This is a genomic window from Mesorhizobium monacense, from assembly GCF_056781675.1.
Genome location: NZ_CM165567.1, coordinates 5294667 through 5314559, shown reverse-complemented (window position 1 = coordinate 5314559; position 19893 = coordinate 5294667). Strand labels below are relative to the sequence as shown.

General features: G+C 63.4%; 19 protein-coding genes. 12 read left to right on the top strand and 7 right to left on the bottom strand.

Annotation, left to right across the window (positions count from 1 at the left end; all coding sequences use genetic code 11):
- Positions 1–3: 3 nt before the first annotated feature.
- The 5 genes from AC1RUK_RS25435 to AC1RUK_RS25415 form a co-directional block, all read right to left on the bottom strand.
- Positions 4–996 (bottom strand): phosphoenolpyruvate carboxykinase (ATP), encoded by a 993-nt coding sequence (locus AC1RUK_RS25435; protein ID WP_481838449.1) that lies wholly within the window; start codon positions 994–996, stop codon positions 4–6.
- Positions 993–2912, bottom strand: coding sequence for a lasso peptide isopeptide bond-forming cyclase (locus AC1RUK_RS25430; protein WP_481838450.1), 1920 nt, complete (start codon positions 2910–2912; stop codon positions 993–995). Before AC1RUK_RS25430 ends, AC1RUK_RS25435 begins: the two co-directional genes overlap by 4 nt.
- A gap of 3 nt (positions 2913–2915) precedes the next feature.
- Complete coding sequence (locus AC1RUK_RS25425) at positions 2916–3305, bottom strand: lasso peptide biosynthesis B2 protein (protein ID WP_436170485.1); 390 nt, start codon at positions 3303–3305, stop codon at positions 2916–2918.
- Positions 3306–3315: 10 nt separating this feature from the next.
- Complete coding sequence (locus tag AC1RUK_RS25420; RefSeq protein WP_120011969.1) at positions 3316–3615, bottom strand: PqqD family protein; 300 nt, start codon at positions 3613–3615, stop codon at positions 3316–3318.
- A gap of 137 nt (positions 3616–3752) precedes the next feature.
- Positions 3753–3905, bottom strand: coding sequence for a lasso peptide (locus tag AC1RUK_RS25415; RefSeq protein ID WP_006205257.1), 153 nt, complete (start codon positions 3903–3905; stop codon positions 3753–3755).
- Between the two features lie 510 nt (positions 3906–4415).
- On the opposite strand from AC1RUK_RS25415, the gene AC1RUK_RS25410 reads away from it, so the two are divergent.
- The 8 genes from AC1RUK_RS25410 (at position 4416) to AC1RUK_RS25375 (ending at position 12906) form a co-directional block, all read left to right on the top strand.
- Positions 4416–5561 (top strand): nucleotidyltransferase family protein, encoded by a 1146-nt coding sequence (locus AC1RUK_RS25410; RefSeq protein WP_481838451.1) that lies wholly within the window; start codon positions 4416–4418, stop codon positions 5559–5561.
- Between the two features lie 64 nt (positions 5562–5625).
- Positions 5626–6645, top strand: coding sequence for a glycosyltransferase family 2 protein (locus AC1RUK_RS25405; RefSeq protein ID WP_481838452.1), 1020 nt, complete (start codon positions 5626–5628; stop codon positions 6643–6645).
- A gap of 249 nt (positions 6646–6894) precedes the next feature.
- Positions 6895–7287 (top strand): hypothetical protein, encoded by a 393-nt coding sequence (locus tag AC1RUK_RS25400; protein WP_481839396.1) that lies wholly within the window; start codon positions 6895–6897, stop codon positions 7285–7287.
- Positions 7288–7433: 146 nt separating this feature from the next.
- Positions 7434–8300, top strand: a complete 867-nt coding sequence (gene exoK, locus AC1RUK_RS25395) for an endo-1,3-1,4-beta-glycanase ExoK (RefSeq protein ID WP_481838453.1) — start codon at positions 7434–7436, stop codon at positions 8298–8300.
- A 133-nt stretch (positions 8301–8433) separates the two neighbouring features.
- Entirely contained in the window at positions 8434–9765 is a 1332-nt protein-coding gene (locus AC1RUK_RS25390; protein ID WP_481838454.1) for a UDP-glucose dehydrogenase family protein, read from the top strand.
- 81 nt (positions 9766–9846) lie between these two features.
- Positions 9847–11289: a GMC oxidoreductase gene (locus AC1RUK_RS25385; RefSeq protein ID WP_481838455.1), complete on the top strand. Its 1443-nt coding sequence runs from the start codon at positions 9847–9849 to the stop codon at positions 11287–11289.
- A gap of 13 nt (positions 11290–11302) precedes the next feature.
- Entirely contained in the window at positions 11303–11752 is a 450-nt protein-coding gene (locus AC1RUK_RS25380; protein ID WP_436170491.1) for a hypothetical protein, read from the top strand.
- Between the two features lie 71 nt (positions 11753–11823).
- Positions 11824–12906: a glycosyltransferase gene (locus tag AC1RUK_RS25375; RefSeq protein WP_481838456.1), complete on the top strand. Its 1083-nt coding sequence runs from the start codon at positions 11824–11826 to the stop codon at positions 12904–12906.
- Between the two features lie 60 nt (positions 12907–12966).
- Here AC1RUK_RS25375 and AC1RUK_RS25370 read toward each other — a convergent pair whose 3' ends face one another.
- A complete protein-coding gene (locus AC1RUK_RS25370) occupies positions 12967–13989 on the bottom strand; it encodes a phosphoribosyltransferase (RefSeq protein ID WP_481839397.1) in 1023 nt (340 codons plus the stop codon).
- Positions 13990–14020: 31 nt separating this feature from the next.
- Positions 14021–15517 (bottom strand): lipopolysaccharide biosynthesis protein, encoded by a 1497-nt coding sequence (locus tag AC1RUK_RS25365; protein ID WP_481838457.1) that lies wholly within the window; start codon positions 15515–15517, stop codon positions 14021–14023.
- Between the two features lie 190 nt (positions 15518–15707).
- Between AC1RUK_RS25365 and AC1RUK_RS25360 the strand changes: the two genes are divergently transcribed.
- From AC1RUK_RS25360 to AC1RUK_RS25345, 4 genes are read left to right on the top strand one after another with little or no spacing between them, the layout of a single operon-like run.
- On the top strand, positions 15708–16880 hold the full coding sequence (locus AC1RUK_RS25360; protein ID WP_481839398.1) for a glycosyltransferase: 1173 nt from the start codon (positions 15708–15710) through the stop codon (positions 16878–16880).
- A 37-nt stretch (positions 16881–16917) separates the two neighbouring features.
- Entirely contained in the window at positions 16918–17949 is a 1032-nt protein-coding gene (locus AC1RUK_RS25355; RefSeq protein ID WP_481838458.1) for a glycosyltransferase family 2 protein, read from the top strand.
- On the top strand, positions 17949–18899 hold the full coding sequence (locus AC1RUK_RS25350; protein WP_481838459.1) for a glycosyltransferase family 2 protein: 951 nt from the start codon (positions 17949–17951) through the stop codon (positions 18897–18899). The genes AC1RUK_RS25355 and AC1RUK_RS25350 overlap by 1 nt, the downstream gene beginning before the upstream one ends.
- Positions 18889–19839, top strand: a complete 951-nt coding sequence (locus AC1RUK_RS25345; protein ID WP_481838460.1) for a glycosyltransferase family 2 protein — start codon at positions 18889–18891, stop codon at positions 19837–19839. The genes AC1RUK_RS25350 and AC1RUK_RS25345 overlap by 11 nt, the downstream gene beginning before the upstream one ends.
- Positions 19840–19893: the final 54 nt, after the last annotated feature.

Genomic DNA, 19893 nt, shown 5'->3' with positions numbered 1-19893 from the left:
GGCTCACCGCGCACGTTCGTCGGACGCCAGGTCCTGCTCGATCAGGGCCACGGCCTCGCCGATCCGGCCAAGGCCCGTAGGCACCTCGAGGCGGCACACGCCGATATGGCCCGCCAGCCCGGCACAGTGGCGAAGGTGCCGGGTGGCGAAATCGCCGACCAGGGCCGGGCGGCCGAAGCGTGTCACGTAGGAGAATTTGATGACGGCCGACAGCGCCTCGACCTCGGGCAGCGGCGATATCGCCGCCTTTTCACCGCGCTCGAGAATGTAGAGCCTCGTCACCGGAACCTTGTCCGGCGAAAATCCGCCATGCAGGCGATGCTGTGCCTTGTCGATCGCCGGATGCACCTGTGGGCGCACCTCCGCTTGCCGAATCGGGATGGCGGCCGCGGCGTCGGCAGCCAGCTTCAACTGTGGAAAGCCTGGGACGATCATCGGCTGGTTCGGGTTGGACAGGTCGAGCGCCACGACATCGTCGGTGAGCAAGCCATGCCCGGCGCTGATCATCGCGCCGGCCGTCGTCGATTTGCCGGCGCCCTTGTCGCCCATGAAGATCGCGCTCCTGCCGCCGACGGCAATCGCGCTGGCATGCAGGATGAGCAGGCCGCGCTGGTGCAAAAGCAGCGCCATGACCGGCCCGAGCAGCGGAAAGGCGATCAGCTGGTCGTCTATCCCGGGCGCCGGATCGACAACGATCCGGCAGGCGTCGCTGATCAGGAAGGCGCCGACCGCCTGCCATGCCAGATACTGTTGCCTTGGTTCGAAGCTGAAAGCGGTTCCGGCCTCGAGCGAAGGTTTTGGATAGTCGATCGGACCGACAGCGATCACGATGTCGGCCGCGGCCGGCGCCGTGGGCTCGAGTTCGGGCAAGGCCAGTTCCGAGCTGATCGTCAGGCCATAGGCCTTGTAGAAGCGGCGCTCTCTCGCCGGACTGCCTTCGATACGCAGCCGAGCATGCCCCGGGTCGGCCGCGAGCGACGTGTTCGATCTCGTCATGCTTGGCTCCCACGCAGTTGAACTTGCCGTAACCAGAGAGAAAGCGCGATTGAGCGCCAGACACATTGGACATCGGGCAGGGTCGCCTCATCCGGCTGCCGCAGGATCCGCGCATAGGCCGCGCTGACCTCAGGCAGGTTGACATAGGGCGCGATGCGGTCCGCATCCGAGACCAGCACCTTGTCGACGAGGTCGCGGTGGTTGCCGAGCATGCCGTGGACGAGGTTGGACTTGAAATCGATCTTGTCGCGCCGCCACTGGACGGACGGCGGCAGGATCCCTTCCATGGCCCGTCGCAGCACATGGCGGCCGAAGCCATTGTGCAATTTCTGCTCGCCCGGCAGCGCCAGGCAGAACTCGACCAGCGGCTTGTCCCAGAACGGATAGCGCGGCTCCACGCCGAAATTGGCGGCGGCCTTGTCGAGAACCTCGAAGGCGTGCGGCACGACCCCGTTCGACAGGATCCAGCGATGGCTAAGCGCTTCGCTGGCACTCACCGTGGACGGCATGTGTCCGGCCCGGTGGAAGCGGTCGACGAGGTCGGTCCGCCTGGCTAGGTCCGGATTGACCAGATGGCGCCAGCTCGGGCCGCGCGGTGCCGCCGGACTGTTGCGAACCCTGTCCAGGATACGGCGTGTGGTGTGCCTGAGTTTTGCGATGCGCCAGGCCGGCCCGTAGAGCGTCAGGAACTGGTAGTACAGGCCCACCATGCTGTCGCCATAGGTGTTCGAGGCACTGCGGATTTCCCGCCACAGCTCGATCCATTTGCCGGCATTGGCAAGCTCGTGCAGATGACCATGACCTTGCGAGACGACTTCGTCGCCGCCATGGCCGTCCAGCAGCACCTTCATGCCTTTAGCGCCGGCTTCCCTGTAGATGCCGCGCGTCAGCGACAGGCCGGGAGCCAGGAACGTCCCCTCCTGTTCTTCGAGGATACGTTCGAACTCGGCGAACGGGGCGTAGTTGCCGACGGCAATCAGCGTGCCGTCGACCTTCTGCTGGCCGATCACCGCGTCGATGAAAGGCCTCTCGTCCATCGAGGAACCCCGTTCGAAGATCAGCGAAAAGGTCGGCAATCTGGGCTTTCGGGCCATGTCGTTTTGCAGGCTTGCCACGCAGGCGATCGCGGATGAATCGAGGCCGCCGCTGAGCATCGCGCCGACCGCCGGTGTGCCCCGCATGCGGTTACGCACCGACTGCGAGAACAGGTGGCGGAATTCCTCCGCGGCATCGGACCGCATTGGCGTCGACGACGGCTCGATCTGCCAATAGCGGCGCAGCACCACTTGGCTGTCGCTCACCGTCAGGCTGTGGCGGGCCGGCAGGCGGAAGATGTCGGTGTAAGGAGTCGACTGCGGATCGTCGGGCAGCCCGGCCAGAAATCCGGAAATCTGATGCTCGCTGAGACGCGCGCCGGCACCGCCGATGCTGAGGATGGGTCCGATCTCCGAGGCGAAGAGGAAAATTCGGTCATCCGCATGATAGTAGAAGGGTTTCACCCCGAAATGGTCGCGCGCACAAAACAGGATCTGGCGCTCGCTGTCCCAGATGGCGAAGGCGAAGTCGCCTTGCAGATAGGTCGGGCAGGCCTCGCCCCAGCGCAGATAGGCCCGCATCAGCAGCGAGCCGTCGGCAAGCGAAGAGTCCCTGATGCCGAGCCTGGCCAGCAATTCCTCGCGATTGTCCAGCCGGCAGTCCGCGGTGACGGCAAGCTTGCCGCCGGCCATTGTCAGCGGGCCGGGGTCGGCTTCATCCGTGGTGTTCAGCCAGGCATGGCCAAGCGCCGCAGTCCTGTCCATCCACCACGAACTGCCGTCGCGGGCGCGATGCTGCATGCGAGCGAGCATTTGCTGGATGTCGGCCGCGGCGGTCGGCCTGCCTTGCTGCCTGGGCAGAATTCCGGCGATGCCGCTCATTGGCTACTGGCCGTGATCGACGAGATGGGCGAAACCATTGATGGAACCGCCAAGGACAATGTGGTTGCCGCTCATCAGCCAGGCATGGGCCTTCAATTGCGTGCCCGTATCCCGCTCGATGCCTATGCGGATCTTCGAGGCGTTGCCCTGGCGGGCGAGAATATATTGGCCGGCGAGCGCCTGGGTAAGGCAGCTTGCATAGGGAACGCGCCGCGCCGCCGCGGCAACGCCCCAGGCGACTCGCCTGAGGTCGCCGATGCCGGCCTCGTGAGGCGCATCGAGCTGCGTCACCATGCGGCGAAGGCGGTTGTACGAAAACAGCGTCAATCCCAGCCGCACCACCGCGACCACCAGCAGGCAGTGCGCCAGAAACAGCATCTCCGAGCCACTCAAGGAGAGAACCCTAGACAAGTTCCTCATGGTGGAGCCTCGCAAGCCCTGCCTCGGCCAGGCCTTTCAACAATCCGTCGACGTCGGCCTTGCAACGCTCCGGATCGACGTCGTAGCGCGTGAGCACCGCGCTGCGGATATCCGCGATCGGCCGCGGCTCCTGGATCAGTTCCCAGATATAGGCGCCGACGCTGTTCAGGCTGTAATAGATGTTGGATTTCAAATTGAGCAGCGCCAGCCCGTTGCCGAACTCGCAGGCCACGGCGTCATTGGTCGCACTTACGCTATCGCGGTCCGATGGGTTCCAGTTCATGCTAAAACCTCGTTTACAATACGCTACGCTTCGTCATGTTCAGGACCGGTTGGAAAGCCGGGGGGTTCTGCGCCCCCCGGCCTCCCTTATCATTTACGCCCGGAGCCCCAACTTTGTACTCCGGGACGAAATCAAGCTCAGGAGAACGTGAGTTCGCCGATCGGCGTGTGGGCGGGAAACGACGCGTCGAGCGCCGTCGAGCCGCCGCCACCTTGCGTGATGGTCTCGATCGAACCGTGAACCGTCAGGCTAGGCGTTTCGTACTCATGCTTTTCAACATTCTGTTCCATTTTACTCTCCGATAAGGACTGGAAACGGCCTGTCGAGTGCCGTCAGCACATAACAATGCTGCAATGCAATAGCTGCATGGCGTCATATGTGAGTCAAGCCTGATTTACCAACTGTTAATCAATTGTCGGTTGCGCTTGGCTCTGCCTGTGATCAAACCTTCGGCAATCGCATCCTAGTCACGCTTGATAGCGGAATTCAACGACGCGCCAATGACGTCGAATTAAGCATCTGATTTGATTGTGATAAATTTTTTGACTCAAATGCCCGCTAAATAAGCAGGAAGAAATTTATCCCCAAATCGCTCAATTTGGCGTTTATAGCGGCCCTGGTTAAGCCCTTGATTGGAGTTTCGGCTGGCCATGTCCGCATACCGCATTTGAACGTTGTGGTTGTATCAGAACGGGGCACTGAAGGAAAAACTGGACGGCGGAAGCGATTTTGGCGATGCTTTGCTTCGCAACTGCAATATAAGGCGCCGACCGGAATTTTTGCGGAGACATTTGTCAGGAATGGCCGTGCAGGAAGGTTCTTACGAAAGGCTGCGCGCCGCCGACTGCGCCGATGAGGTTGCCTATGTGCAGGCCTGCCTGAGGCTGTTCTTCGCTTCCGGACCGGCCGCGGCGGGCGAGGCGCCAGCGCCGGCCATCTCGCTTGCCAGCGTCGCCGACATCGTCAGGCTGAACAAGGTTGCCACCTTCGTGCTTAAGGCCCTGTCGCGCGCGCCGGCAACACAAGCGCCGCCCGAACTGCTTGCATGGCTCGACACCTACCGCAGGCGGACGGTTTCGATGAACTCGTCCTGCATGATGGACTCGATGGCCATCCACCAGGTACTGCGCGACAGGCGGATCGATTTCGTCTTCCTGAAGGGGCCGTTCCAGCAACAACTGCTCTATGGCGATCATTTCATGAAGCCTTCGGGAGACGTCGACATACTGGTCTCGCCGGGCGGCTTTTTCGAAGCGCGCGAGGCGCTGCGCTCGATCGGTTACGAAGTTGCCGGCAAGTCCCGCTCGGTCTGGTGGCTGCGCTTCCTTGGCGAGCAGCACATGGTCCGCGGCGGTGGGCTGAAACAGTCCACGGTCGATCTCCACTACCGGCTGCAGCAGCCGGGATCGCCGAGCCCGCGCGATACGGATGGGTTCCTGCGCCGCAAGCGCGAGGTCGAGATCGCCGGCGCCAGGGTGCCGTTCACCTCGGCCTCCGACACGCTGCTCTTGTCCTGCATCAGCGTCGCCAAGGCCTTCTTCAATCGCGAGCCCTGCGCCGGCTATGTCTGCGATATCAGGGCCAGCGCCAGCCGGCTGAGCGAAGCCGAACAGCAGAACGTGCTCGACTACGCGGCCGGGCAGGGGCTGGCGGACACGCTGCTGCTCGGCCTCAGGGCTGCCGATGTGCTTGTTGGCGGCTCGGACACGCTCCTGTCGGAGCGCGCTACCCGTATTCTGTCGCGCATCGAAAATGCCGACCTGTTCCACATGGTGATCGCGCCCTGGCTGTCGTCCTTGCGCTGGCCGCAGCGGCGCACGGTGTTGTGGGAATTGTGCGGCCGCGAGCCGGTCCGCTATCTGGCCGAGGCCGGCTGGGCGGCATCCGCCGATCTCAGCCGGCGCATTTTCGAAAGGCCGACAGTCAGCCAGGCGGACAGCCGGTGAAGATCGTTTTGGGCATCAAGGGGCAGAACATTCGGAAGAACTCGTGCGATCGAGAGGTGAATTGATGTCCAGCACAGGATCCCGGGTCTGCGTGATCATCGCAGCCCGCAACGCAGCCCGCACCATCCCCGCCGCCATCGCCTCGGCGCTGCGGGAGCCCGAAGTGGCGGAAGTCGTCGTCGTCGACGATGCCTCCACCGATGACACCGCCGCCGTGGCGCGCGCCGCCGACGATGGCAGCGGCAGGCTCTCGGTCATGCGCCTCGACATCAACAAGGGCCCCTCTTTCGCCCGCAACGCCGCGATCGCCGGCTCCACGTCGCCGTTCATCAGCATTCTCGACGCCGACGATTTCTTCCTCGAGGGCCGGTTTCGCAGGCTGTTCGCCAGCGCCGACTGGGACTTCGCCGCCGACAACATCATGCTGATCAGGGACGATGCGGCGACCGATGTCTCGAAGGTCGTCGCTCCGCCATTCTCCGCCGATCCGGAATTCCTCGATCTCGAACGGTTCGTCGAAGGCAACATTTCCAGGCGCCGCGTGCAGCGCGGCGAGCTTGGCTTCCTCAAGCCGGTGATCAGCCGGGCCTTTCTCGAGCGCCACGGGCTGCGCTACGACGAAAGCCTGCGCCTGGGCGAGGACTACGAGCTCTATGCGCGCGCCGTCGCCCGCGGGGCGCGCTTCAAGGTCATACGGTCCTGCGGCTACGGCGCGATCGTTCGTGCCGATTCGCTGAGCGGCCGCCACAGGACGCTGGATCTGAAGCGTCTGGCCGACGCCGACCTGGCGCTGCTCAAGATCGACAGCCTGCCGGAAACCTCCAAGGCAGTGCTGCGCAAGCACGAACGCCATGTGCGCGACAAATACCGGCTGCGCAACTTCCTCGACGTGAAGGCCGAGCGGGGCCTGGCATCGGCCGCCGCCTATGCCCTGGCCAGCCAGTCGAACCTCATTCCCATCGTTCGCGGCGTCGCCGCCGACAAGCTGGAGGCGCTGTTTCGCCATACCGGCCTTGCCTCGAAACGCCAGCAGGTGCCGCCGATGCGCTTCCTCATGGCGGCCAACGCCGCCGCGGAGAACTAGAGCATGATCCCGAACCGGAGGTCAGCGTAGCAAAAAGTGGGAACCCGGTTTTCGGAAAAGATCATGCTCAAACAAAATGATAGAGCCCCATCCCGATACCATCGGGATGGAAGCAGGCTCTAGGTTTCGGGCCGCCGCGGCGGCGGTCGGAAATTCGAAAAAATCGCCTTTGCCAAACTCCGAGGTTGCCTAGTTGGCCTGGGAATGGCAGTGTATGTTGCGGTGCAGCAATTGTGGAAGGCCAACCGGATGGCTTCGATATTCGGCTTCAGATCCAGGGATCCATCCCGGGACCGGCAGACCGATCTTCAGCGTTTCGATCGTCTTGCAAGGTTGCTGGATCAGATCGCGACCGAGATCGAGGCGGAAAAGACCGGGCTTGAGGATCGCTATCGGTCAAAGGCGACGAACGCTGCCTTCCTGGTCGAGGCGATGGAGAACGGCTCGGCATCGACGAGCAAGGTGTCCGAAGTCAGCGAACTGACGACATCGATCCTGAATTGCGAGCGGCGCATCGCAGCGCTTGCCCGCCAGAACAGCCTGATGAAGGAGCTGCGTCATTCACTCGACGCGATCGTCGAAGAGAATGGCGAGTCTCCCAATACGCAGGCTGGGTTCGTCAAGCCGGCAAGCAGGGCCTGACGGCGCGGTTTCGGTTCCGGCCGCCGGTCTGGCGGCACGAGGCAGGTAACGAGGAAGATATAAGGGCGGAGAATCAGGAGCGGCTCGTCATGCGGCGGGCCAATTGGTGACTTTGGGTTGGGCGGACAGCACAAAGGTAAGTTGGTATGAACGCAGATCCCAAGACTATTTCCATCGTCGTGGCCGATGCCATGCCGTCGGTGCGGTCGAATCGGCTAGGCAGCCGGTGGCAACGGTACACGGCGGGCGCGCTTCTCCTGGCCGTTGCCGCAACGGCGCACCCGGCCCACGCCCAGGACTTGCCGAGCGAGCCCTCATTCGTCGATGATTTCACCAAGTTCGATCATTCGCGCTGGTACGTCTCCGACGGCTGGTCGAACGGCCCGCACCAGAACTGCACATGGTCGAAGAGCCTGGTCAGCCTGTCCGACGGCGCACTCACGCTCGGCTTCGAGAAGCGCCAGACCAAGGACCGCGCTTTCGCCTGCGGCGAGATCCAGACCAAAAAGCGTTACGGCTACGGAACCTATGAGGCGCGCATGAAGACGGACACCGGGTCCGGCCTCAACGCCGCGTTCTTCTCCTACATCGGTCCCCAGGACAAGCAGCCATGGGACGAGATTGACTTCGAGGTCCTGACCAAGGACACCTCCAAGGTGCAGGTCAACACTTACATTTCCGGCAAGCCGAAGAATGAAAAGCTCGCCGATGTCGAAGGCGGCACCGACAAGGGTTTCAACGACTATGGCTTCGTCTGGGAGAAGGACCGGCTGCGCTTCTACGTGAACGGCAAGCTCGTCCAGGAAGTGACGAACCCGGCGGAGTTGCCGACCCACTCGCAGAAGATATTCTTCAGCCTCTGGGGCAGCGAGAAGCTGACCAGCTGGATGGGCCCCTTCTCGGATCCAGGCCGCAAGGTCACGATGCAGGTTGAGCGCGTCGCATTCACCGCGCTTGGCCAGCCCTGCCAGTTCCCGGAATCGCTGGCATGCAGCATAAGCAACAGCAACTAGGCATGATCCCGAACCGAATGCAGCAGAAAGTGGGAACCGGCTTCGGATCGTGCTCCAATAGGAAACTGGCCATGGACGGCCTGCCATTTGAACCGGCCGGACCGAAGACGGCCCTGAACAGGAAGCACACCGAATGAACTTGACGGTCTTTGGAATAGGCTATGTTGGTCTCGTGCAGGCCGCCGTGCTCGCGGAAGTCGGGCATCAGGTGGTCTGCGTCGACATCGACGAGAAGAAGGTCGAACGGCTCAACCAGGGCCTTATCCCGATCTTCGAACCCGGGCTCGAAAGCCTCGTCAAGGAAAACCACGCCGCCGGCCGCATCAAATTCACCACCGATGCCAAGGCTGCGATCAAGCATGGCGAGATCCAGATGATCGCCGTCGGCACGCCGCCCGGCGAGGACGGTTCGGCCGACCTTAAATACGTGCTGGCCGTCGCCGAGTCCATCGGCCGCGAGATGGAGGCGCCTAAGATCGTCGTCGGCAAGTCGACCGTGCCGGTCGGCACCTGCGAAAAGATCAAGGCCAGGATCGCCGAGACGCTGAAGAAAAGAGGCCGCGAGGACCTGACTTTCGACGTCGCCTCCAATCCCGAGTTCCTCAAGGAGGGCTCCGCGGTGGCCGACTGCATGAAGCCGGACCGCATCATCGTCGGCACATCGAGCGAAGGCACCGAGGCGGTGATGCGCGAGCTCTACGCGCCGTTCAACCGCAACCACGAGAAGATGATCGTGATGGACGTGCGCAGCGCCGAGTTCACCAAATACGCGGCCAATTGCATGCTGGCCACCAAGATCAGCTTCATGAATGAAATGGCCAATCTGGCCGAACAGCTCGGCGCCGACATCGAGGAGGTGCGCAAGGGCATCGGCAGCGATCCGCGCATCGGCTACCACTTCATCTATCCGGGTCTGGGCTATGGCGGCTCGTGCTTCCCCAAGGACGTGCGCGCCCTGATCAAGACCGCCGAGGGTGTCAAGTTCGACGCCAAGCTGCTGCGCGCCGTCGAGGAGCGCAACAACGAGCAGAAGTCCGTCCTGTTCGACAAGGTGAACCGCTACTTCAAGGGCAACCTCAAAGGCAAGACCTTCGCGCTGTGGGGCCTGGCCTTCAAGCCGAACACCGACGACATGCGCGAGGCGCCGGCCCGCAACCTCATGGAAGCGCTGTGGAAGGCGGGCGCGAAGGTGCAGGCCTATGATCCCGAGGCGATGCAGGAATGCCAGGCCATCTATGGGCTGCGCGACGATCTGCTGCTCTGCGGCACCAAGGAGGCGGCTCTGCGCGGCGCCGAGGCGCTGATGATCGCCACCGAGTGGAAGAGCTTCCGCGCGCCCTCCTTCGACGCACTGAAGGATGCGCTGACCACGCCGGTCATCTTCGACGGCCGCAACCTCTACGACCCGAAGGTCATCGCCCGCCACGGCATCGAATATCATTCGATCGGCAGGGTGGCTGCGTGAAGGCCCGCTCCGAAGGCGGCCTCGACGAACGACAACGAGGCCGTCGGTGAACGCGCTGCTATCGGGAAAGGATAGGATCTGATGGTGCTGGATATCAGGCCCGAGCAAATCGCCAACGAGCATTTCGATATCATTGCCATCGGCTCCGGTTTTGGTTCGGCCTTTTTCCTGCACGCATTCGCCAAGCGCCGTAAAGCGCGTGTCCTGGTTCTGGAATGGGGCCGGCACAACACGCATGAGTGGCAGCTCGGCCAGAACGCCAATACCGACATCGACGACGAGTCGACCTACAAGACCAACTCCGACAAGCCGTGGAACTACACCATCGGCCTGGGCGGCGGCACGAATTGCTGGTTCGCGCAGACACCGCGCTTCCATCCCAACGACTTCCGGTTGAAAAGCACCTATGGCGTCGGCAATGACTGGCCGATCAGCTATGACGAGCTCGAGCCGTTCTACTGCGACGCCGAGGAGGTCATGTCGATCTCGGGCGATCCCGACATGGCTCAGATGCTGCCGCGCTCGAGACCGTTTCCGCAGCCGCCGCATCGCATGTCGACGCCCGATCGGATGATGAAGGCAGCGCAGCCCGACCAGCACTTCGTCATGCCGACCGCGCGGGCCCGGGTGCCAACTTCGCAGCGAACCTCGTGCTGTGCCAATCTGCGCTGCTGGCTGTGCCCGGCCGATGCCAAGTTCACGGTCAACAACGGCCTGATGCACGTCTTCGAGCATCCGGATGTTTCGGTCTGCCTCAGCTCGGAGGTGCGGCGGCTCGACCATGTCGGCGGCTCCGTTCGCTCAGTGGTGTTCACCCATGGCGGCAAGGAATATTCCGCCAGTGGCGACCTTTTCGTGCTCGGCGCCAACGCGATCCAGAGCCCGGCGATCATGCTGCGGTCCGGGCTCGGCGGCGAATTCGTCGGCCTCGGCCTGCACGAATCCTATGGCTGGAACTTCGAGGTCTATCTTGACGGCGTCGACAATTTCGACGGCAGCACCATCACCACCGGTCTGAATTTCGGGCTCTATGACGGTCCCCACCGCGCCGAGCACGCGGCCGCGCTGGTCTATTTCGAGAACCGCTGGCAGCACGGCATGCGGGCCGAGAAGGGACGGTTGCGGCAGACGCTGCCGCTGGTCATAGTCACCGAAAACCTACTCGATCCGGAAAACCGCGTCATCCTAGACAAGGATGAGAACGCCTTCGTCAGCTTCAAGGGAGCGTCGGACTATGCCGTCAACGGCATGGCCAAGGCGCTGGAAAGGCTGCCGGCGCTGCTTAAGCCGCTGCCGGTCGAGAAGCTGTTCGATCGAGGCATCCGGCCGACCGAATCGCATGTGCAGGGCACATTGCGGATGGGCACTGGCCCCGCGGATTCGGTCGTCGACCGCGACATGATCCACCACCAGCTGAGGAACCTCGTCGTTGTCGGCACGAGCACCTATCCCAGTTGCTCCTGCGTCAATCCAAGCCTGACGGCGGCGGCTCTGTCGCTGAGGGCGGCGAGCCGGATCGCATGAAGGGAGCTCTGCAATGATGAAGATCACGCGACGCTCCGCATTGGCCCTGGTCGCCGGCGGGCTTGCTTCCACCGGCATTGCTTACGCCGCCGTGTCCTCGTTCTCGGACGAGGACCTGGTCCGCGTCACGCTGGAAAGATATCTCGGTCCGCTGAACATGCGCATCGAGCACCTGCAGCAGTTCGTGCTGGAATTCCGCAATCGGAATCCCTGGATATTTCCGAACGAAAAACTGAGCGATGCGGTCACTCTGGTCGAGGAGCTCAAATTGGGCGCCGCACGCCGACTGCTGCCGCATGAAAAGCGGGAAGACCTGGTGCATTTCGACCGCTGGGTCATCGCCGAATTCCATGTGCTGACCGACTACGCATGGCGCAGCTCGCCGAACGACGCGATCCGGTTTACCGGCTGGCAGTCCTGTACCAATCCGTTCGCAAATCTGGAGCCGCCGAAAGTCGCTTGAGGCGAAGGCAAGACGCTGGTCCTGGCCAGCGTCCGAACGAAACACGAGAATGCGACAAGGAGCCCGATCCCATGAAAGTCCTTTTTGCAGGTGGCAACGGTTACACGCCGCAGTTCAGCGGCGGCGTCCAGTCCAGCACCCATCATCTGGCCGAGCAGTTGATCGAGCATGGCCATGAGGCGTCGGTGCTTGCCGCGCTCTTCGGCCAGGGCGTTTTCGGCTACAAGGCGCGCGCCAAGATGAAGCTTTTGCGGCAACGGGCCGTCATCGACTCCTATCCGGGTTATCCGGTGGTGAGGGCCTGGTTTCCCTGGGAGGCTGCCGGCTTTGCCGTCAAGAAGCTGAGGCCGGATGTCGCCGTGGTCCAGTGCCACAAGTCGGTTCCGATCGGCAAGGCGCTGGAGGCGGAAGGCGTGCCGCTGGTCGTCTATCTCAGGAATGTCGAATTCCATGAACTGGGTGGCGACCTGCGCGAGTTGCGTTCGGCCCTCTACATCGCCAATTCCGAATTCACGGCCCGCACCTACAGGCAGAAATTCGACATCGATTCGACGGTCATTCCGCCGACCATCAATCCCGGCTTCTACAGCACGCCGACGACAGGCGAGTTCGTCACGCTGATCAACCCCTACGAGGAAAAGGGCTTCGACCTTGCGGTGCGCATCGCCGCCGCCTGCCCCGAAATCCCGTTCCTGTTCGTCGAAAGCTGGAAGCTCGACGACGATCATCGCGCCCGGATCGAACAGACGATCGCGCCATACCCCAATGTCAAGCTGGAGAGCCGCACCAGCGACATGAAGACGGTCTATGGCCGCACCAAGATCCTGCTCGCTCCCAGCAAGTGGGAGGAGGCCTGGGGCCGGGTCGCGTCGGAAGCCCATTGCAGCGGCATTCCCGTCGTCGGCTCGCGGCGCGGCGGCCTGCCCGAAGCCATCGGCTCGGGCGGCGTGGTGCTGGACTATAACGGTCCGCTCGACGATTGGGTGGCGGCGATCAGGCTTCTGTGGAACGATGCCCAGGAGTATGCGCGGCTTTCCGCGGCGGCGCGTACATTCTCGGAGCGCCCCGCCTTGGACCCGCAGCGTCAGTTCGCCACCTTCTTCCAACTGCTCGACAAGGCGGCTGCGCAACGGACTGCACGCAAGGCTGCATAAGGTCTGCAATGCAGCGCCCGTCGTGGCGCTGCATCCCGGTTCCAGCAGTTATTGGCGGGATCAGGCCGGTCTCTTGACCCGGCTCTTCAGCGTCTCGTAGCCGCGTTCGCCAAGCAGCGTGCGCGCCACTTTCTTGACCACCGTCTTGCGCCCTTCGGGCGAATTGACCTGGCGCAGCCTGGCCGGCAGGTTGCGCGCCGCCTGGTTGAGCGCCGGCAGCGACAGCGCGTCGGGATAGGTCACCAGATGGGTTTCCACACACAGCACCGGCTTGCCGGAAAGCTTGGCGATCTTGAGCGCCTGCTGATGCTCGCTTTCGATGAACAGGATCGCATCGGTCTTGGCGTAGAAATCGGCCTTGAAACTGCCATGCACGCCGAGCCGCTGCCGTTCCGCCTTGCTCGGCAGGTCGAGCATGATCAGCTCGTTGTATTTGACGTCGTGCTTGTCGAGCCAGGCCTCGGTGAGCTTGCGGTATTTCTCCAGCCGGCTGGTGACCAGCCAGCCGATCTTGCGGGTCGGGGCAAAGAGCGGCCGCGCTTCGGCGAGGAATTTCTCATAGGCCGGGCCGTCGTCGTTTTCCGCCTCGGTCGGGTCGAGGCAGAGCACGCCGTCGATGTCGACACAGCTTTGCTCGAGGAATTTGTGGTGCATGAAATTCCACTGGAACATCCTGGGATGCGGCACCACTTCGAAAACGACATCGGTTTCCTGGTGCTGTGACAACAGCCCGAACACCGCTGCAAAGATGAAGTCCGCCTTGATGCCGGCGGCCTCGATCCGGTTGCGGGCGTCGCGCATGGCGTTGCCGCCGCTGACGCTGTCGTCGATCACCAGGATCTTGCGCATGTCGGACGCCTGCCGGTCGAGCGCGGCGCGGCGCTTGGTGATGCCCGATGAATAGATCCTGCCGGCGATGAAGCTGTCGAGGTCGGTCATCGGGATGTTTGCCGCAAGGCTCACCAGCGTGGCGGCAAGAATGCCGCTTCTCGGCACGCCTACCACCAGGTCGATGTCGCGCGGCAGCCGGTGAAGGTTGCTGACGATGGCGTCGTTCATGTCGGAAATCGATCGGTAGTGCATGGTCTGGTTCGGATCCTCGAGTGTGCGCATGTTATTTTGCTCCGCTGGGCACGGCCGCCGGCGCCCGCATCGGCACCAGCTTCAACGCCTCGCGCAAGGCTTCGCGGCCGGCGGCGAAGCAGAGCGCGACCAGGATGGTGGTGACATAGGCCAGCACCACCGCGCCGGCCATGGCGACGATATGCTGTTGCGGCAGGAACGGCTTGGCGAACCAGACGGCGGCCAGCGCCAGGTGCGCGCCAAGCACCAAGGGGGTTGCCGCGCGCAGCACATGGTGCGCCTTCAGCGGCCCGGTCTTGCCGACATAGAGCCACAGGAAAGGCGTTCTGAGATATTCGCTGACCGCATAGGCGATCGCCACGCCGAGCGCGCCATAGGGCAGGCCGACCAGGAAGGCCAGCACCGACGTCACCGCCGTCACGATGCCCCAGCGCATGAAATCGCCTGAGCGGCCCTGGCTGACGAACAGCCAGCCCGCCGGATTGTTGAGCGGCTGCAGCAGCCCGGCAAAGCCGAGCGCCAGGAAGATATCGGAGCTTTGCCGCCACTGCTCGCCGAGCACGAAGGGGATCAGCACGTCCGACATGGCGGTGGCGAAGGCGACGCCTGGCAGCGCCACCAGCAAGATCAGCGGCATGACGCGCAGATAGGCACTGCGGTAGCGGTCCGGCTCGTCCTTCAGCCTGGAAAGGGCCGGCACCATGACCTTGGACAGCGGGTTGGTGATCTGGCTGAGCGGAAACAAAAGCAGCTTGTAGGCGCGGTCATAGAGGCCGAGCTGGGCCTCACCCCAATATTTGCCGATCAGCACATTGTCGAGGTTGCGGGCAAAGAAGTTGGCGAAGTTGAAGCCGGTGATGCCGGCACCGAAATTGAGCAGTTGACCAATGCCCTCGACCTTGCGCGGCATGCCCGGCCGCCATCTGGAGCTGACCCAATAGCAAAGCGTCGGCAGCACCGCTCCGGTCAGCGTGCCGGCAAACAGCGCCCAGTAGGAACGGTCGATGAAGGTCCAGGCGATCGAAACGGCAAGACCCGTGACGGCGCTGGCGACGTCGATGATCGCCAGGCGGGTGAACTGCATGCGGCGCGTCAAAAGCGCCAGGTGCTGGGCGCCGAGGCCATAGGCCACGATCTGCAGCCCCAGTGCCGCCACCAGGCCCGAAACGCGCGGTTCGCCGTAGAAGGCGGCGACCAAAGGTGCGGCACCGGCCAGCACGCAGGCAAGGACGGCACTGACCGCGACATTGATCCAGAAAAGCGAATTGACCTCGTCGTGACGGATGCCGGTCTTCTGGATCGTCGCCTGGGTCAGGCCGAAATCCTGGAACAGCGCGATAAAGGCAAGCACTGGCGCACACATCGCCACGACGCCGAAATCCTGCGGCGACAAAAGCCGCGACAGGACGATGACGGAGATGATCTGCGTCGCGACGCGCACGGATTGCGCCATGGCCGTGACGATGGCACCGCGCCCGACCGATCTGCGGAGAGAGCCCTCTGGCGGATCGAATGCATTGGCTTCCAAATTCAGGATCCCTGATTTTCGCGCCGGCCGTGAGATCACGACCGGCAAACCGCCGCCTTGGACAAACTACGGCAATATTTTTGCAGTGCAACAAAAAACATGGATTCTTGCTACGCTGCACCAAAAATGTTGCGATGCAGCAAAAGCTGTACTAGCATCCCTGTGGGTGGGCCAACAGCGGTCGAGTTTCATGCTGCATGTCTTGTACCTGGTACATGACGTTTCCGATCCGGCGGTGCGACGACGGATCATAATGCTCAGAGCAGGCGGCGCCAGGGTTACACTGGCGGGCTTCCGCCGTACCACAGGCCCGGTCACGGAGATCGAGGGACTGCGTCCGATCGACCTTGGCGCGACGCGCGACGGCCGATTCGGCCAGCGCCTGGCGGCGGTTGCCAAGGCGGCGGTGTCGATCGGCTCGAAGCTTGCGGCGGTAGAGCGGCCCGACCTCATCATTGCGCGCAACCTTGAAATGCTGGCACTCGCCCGGCGCGCCAAGGCCGCGCTCCGGGGGGGTGTGCCGATCGTCTACGAATGCCTCGACATCCATCGCCTGGTGCTGCGCGACGATTTGCTGGGCAAGGCGCTGCGCGGCGCGGAACGCTATCTGGCGCGCGACGTGAAGCTTCTGGTGACCAGTTCGCCGGCGTTCATCGCCAATTACTTCAAGCCGTTTGGACAAATCGCCGCACCGGTCGAGCTGATCGAAAACAAGTACTTCGATATGGCGCCCGTGGCGGTCGATGCCCGGTTGAAGGTGGAAAATCCTGCCGCGCCGCCGTGGCGAATCGGCTGGTTCGGTGCGCTCAGATGCCGCCGCTCGCTTGAGCTGCTGGCCGAATTCACCCGCCGCCTCGACGGGCGCTTCGAGGTCATCCTCCGGGGTCGCCCGGCGCTTTCCGAATTTCCCGATTTCCACGCTTTCGTCGAGACCGAGCCCTTTCTCTCCTTCCGTGGCCCCTACCGCAACCCGGAGGACATGGCGGCGATCTACAGCGAGGTGCATTTCTCCTGGGCGATCGATTTCTTCGAGGAAGGCCAGAACTCCGAATGGCTGCTTCCCAACCGCCTCTATGAGGGATGCCGCTTCGGCGCCGTGCCGATCTCGATGGGCAACACCGAAACCGGGCGCTTCCTCAACCAGCAGGACATCGGCGTTCTGTTGCCTGAGGCCGCGCCCGCGGTGCTTGAAACGGCGCTGGGCAGGATGGAAGAGGATCGCTTCCGCAAGCTGAAGGCGCGGGTGCTTGCCCGCAACCCGCGGACCTGGAGCTACGACCGCAGCGATTGCCTGGCCTTCGTCGATAAGCTGAGTGGCCTGGCTGCCGCGCCCGGCCCCTTTGTCACCGAGGCGCTGGCATAGGATGACCGGGAATGGAAACAAGGATGGACGAGGCCTGATGACGCAGACCGAAATGCCCGGATCGAGCCTGCCCGGATCGAGCCTGCCCGCATCGAACTTGATCGTCATTCCCTGCCTCAACGAAGCAGCCCATATCGGGGCGCTGCTCGGGCGGCTTCGGCCGGCGGCCGAACGGCTCGGCGCCCGCATCGTCGTTGCCGATGGCGGCAGCACCGATGGAACACTGGGGATCGTCCAGGCGGTTGCGGCAAAGGATCCGCGCGTCGTCCTGCTCCATAACCCCATGCGCATCCAGAGCGCCGCGCTCAATCTTGCCGTGGCCACCTTCGGTGATGCTGCCGAATATCTGATCCGGATCGATGCGCATGGCGGCTATCCCGAGGACTACTGCGACCAGTTGGTCGAGGAGGCGCTCGCCACGGGTGCGGATTCGGTCGTCGTCTCGATGCTGACCAGCGGCACCGGCGCCGTGCAGAAGGCGGTTGCCGCGGCACAGAACTCGAAGCTCGGCACTGGCGGTTCCAAGCACCGGCATTTGTCGGTGGGAGAATGGGTCGACCACGGTCACCACGCATTGATGCGCATATCTGCCTTCAGAGCGGTGGGCGGCTATGACGAGACGTTCAGCCACAATGAGGATGCCGAGTTCGACCACCGGCTTCGCCAGGCCGGCTACCGGATCTGGATGAGTGGCAGGACGCAGATGGTCTATTATCCGCGCTCCTCGCTGAAGAGCCTGTATTTCCAGTATCTCGGCTATGGCCGCGGCCGCGCAAAGAACGTTCTCAAGCACCGCGTGACGCCGAAGGTCCGGCAGATGATACCGCTGCTGGTGTTTCCCGTGGTTCTGCTGACGCCCTTTTGTCTCGTGTACATGGTGGTGGCGTTGCCGTTCCTGGTATGGGCGATGGTCTGCATCTTCTATGGCGTCGTGACCGCCATCAGGCGGCGCGATATGGCGCTTGCGCTTGTCGGGGTGTCGGCGATGGTCATGCATCTGGGCTGGTCGATGGGCTTCTGGCTGCAGCTTCTCGAGCCGCGAACGCAGACGCAGCACGGGGTGGCGTGATGGGCGCGGCCGCAACAAAACGCAGCGTCGACATCTGCGTCTGCACGTTCCGGCGGCCTGAGCTTGCCGACACGCTTCGCTCCATCGCCGCCATGGACCGGCCGGAGGGATTCGAAATCGGCGTGGTCGTCGCCGACAATGACGATGCGCCGAGCGCCCAGCCGCTGGTCAAGGCGCTGGCGCAGGAATTGAAGCTCCCGGTCCGCTACAGCCATGCTCCCGCGCGCAACATCTCGGTCGCGCGCAACGCCTGTCTCGACGCCAGCGTATCGGACTTTGTCGCCTTCATCGATGACGACGAAACGGCCTCGCCGAAATGGCTCGCCGAGCTGGTCGCGACGGCCGAGGCGAGTGGCGCCGCCGCCGTGCTCGGCCCGGTGCGGGCGCGTTACGGCTCGGATGCGCCGGCCTGGATGCGCAAGGGCGATTTCCACTCGACCCTGCCGGTCTGGGTGCATGGCGAAATCCGCACCGGCTACACTTGCAACGTCCTGCTGAGGACAAGCGACGCCAGCCTTCGCGACCGCCGCTTCAGCCTGGCGCGCGGCCAGACCGGCGGCGAGGACACCGAATTCTTCGATCACATGGTCAAGGCCGGCGGCCGCATCGCCTTTTCGCCGCAGGCCTTTGTCGACGAGGTGGTGCCGCGCGCCAGGGCCGCATTCGACTGGCTGCGCCGCCGCCGCTTCCGTTTCGGCCAGACGCATGGTCACCTGCTCGGCAACAACGCAACGGGCGTCCGGCGAGCCAAGGAGATCGGCCTCGCCTCGGCAAAGGCGGCCTATTGCTTTGCCATGGCGATCGCGACGGCGGTCAGCCCGGTTCGCCGGAACCGCAGCGTGCTGCGCGGCATCATGCATGTCGGCGTTGTAAGCGGCCTCGTCGGCGTTCGCGAAATCCGCCAATATGGACTGTCCTCGCCACAGGAAGGGGGCAAGCGTGCAGCCTGACGTCAGCTTCGTCATCGCCGCCTACAACGCCGAGGCGACCCTCGACCGGGCGATCGCCAGCGCGATTGCCCAGCGCGACGTCAGCGTCGAGGTCGTCGTCGTCGACGACACCTCGCGCGACCGGACGCTCGAGGTGGCGCGGTCCTACCCGCAAGACATCGTGCGCGTCGTCGCTCTTCCCGAAAACCGCGGCCCCGGCGGCGCCAGGAATGCCGGCCTCGAACTTGCCCGCGGCCGCTGGGTCGCCGTGCTCGATTCCGACGATGCCGTCTATCCCGGCCGGCTCAGCACCATGATCGCGCGGGCGGAAAAAGCCGGCGCCGAGATCGCGATCGACAACCTCCAGGTCGTGCGCGAGGACGGCGTTGCCGAGGACACGATGTTCCCGTCCGCCTATCTGGAAAGCCTGGGCGAAATCTCGCTGGCCGATTACATAGCCGGCAACATAGTTTTCGAATCGCGGTTCAACCTCGGTTATCTCAAGCCGATCTTCCAGCGCCGCTTTCTCAACGAAAACGGCCTTCGCTACGATGAAGGTTTGATCATCGGCGAAGACTACATCCTGTTGGCCAGCGCCCTGGCCAAGGGCGGCAAATGCGTGGTCGAACCGACGACCGGCTACGTCTACCATATCCGCAGCGGCTCGATTTCCCGCGTGCTCGAGCTTCATCATGTCGAAGCGATGCGCAAGGCCGATGCGATCTTTGCCGAGACGCATGCGATGGACCCGGAGGCCGCGGCCGCATTCGCTAGGCGCAGCCGCAGCTTGCGCCGGGCGGCATCGTTCCTGTCTCTGGTTCAACACATCAAGGCGCGGTCCCCGCTCAAGGCGATACGGACGGCGCTCAGCGATCCGGCAGCGGTCAGGCATATGGGCATGCCGATAGCTGTCCGGCTGCGACGGGTTGCGGCACAGTTTGCCGTGGGGGCGGGGAGGTGAAGATGCGGGCACATGAAGGAACTTTCGTGGCCGGCAGGTATTGAAAGTCGATCT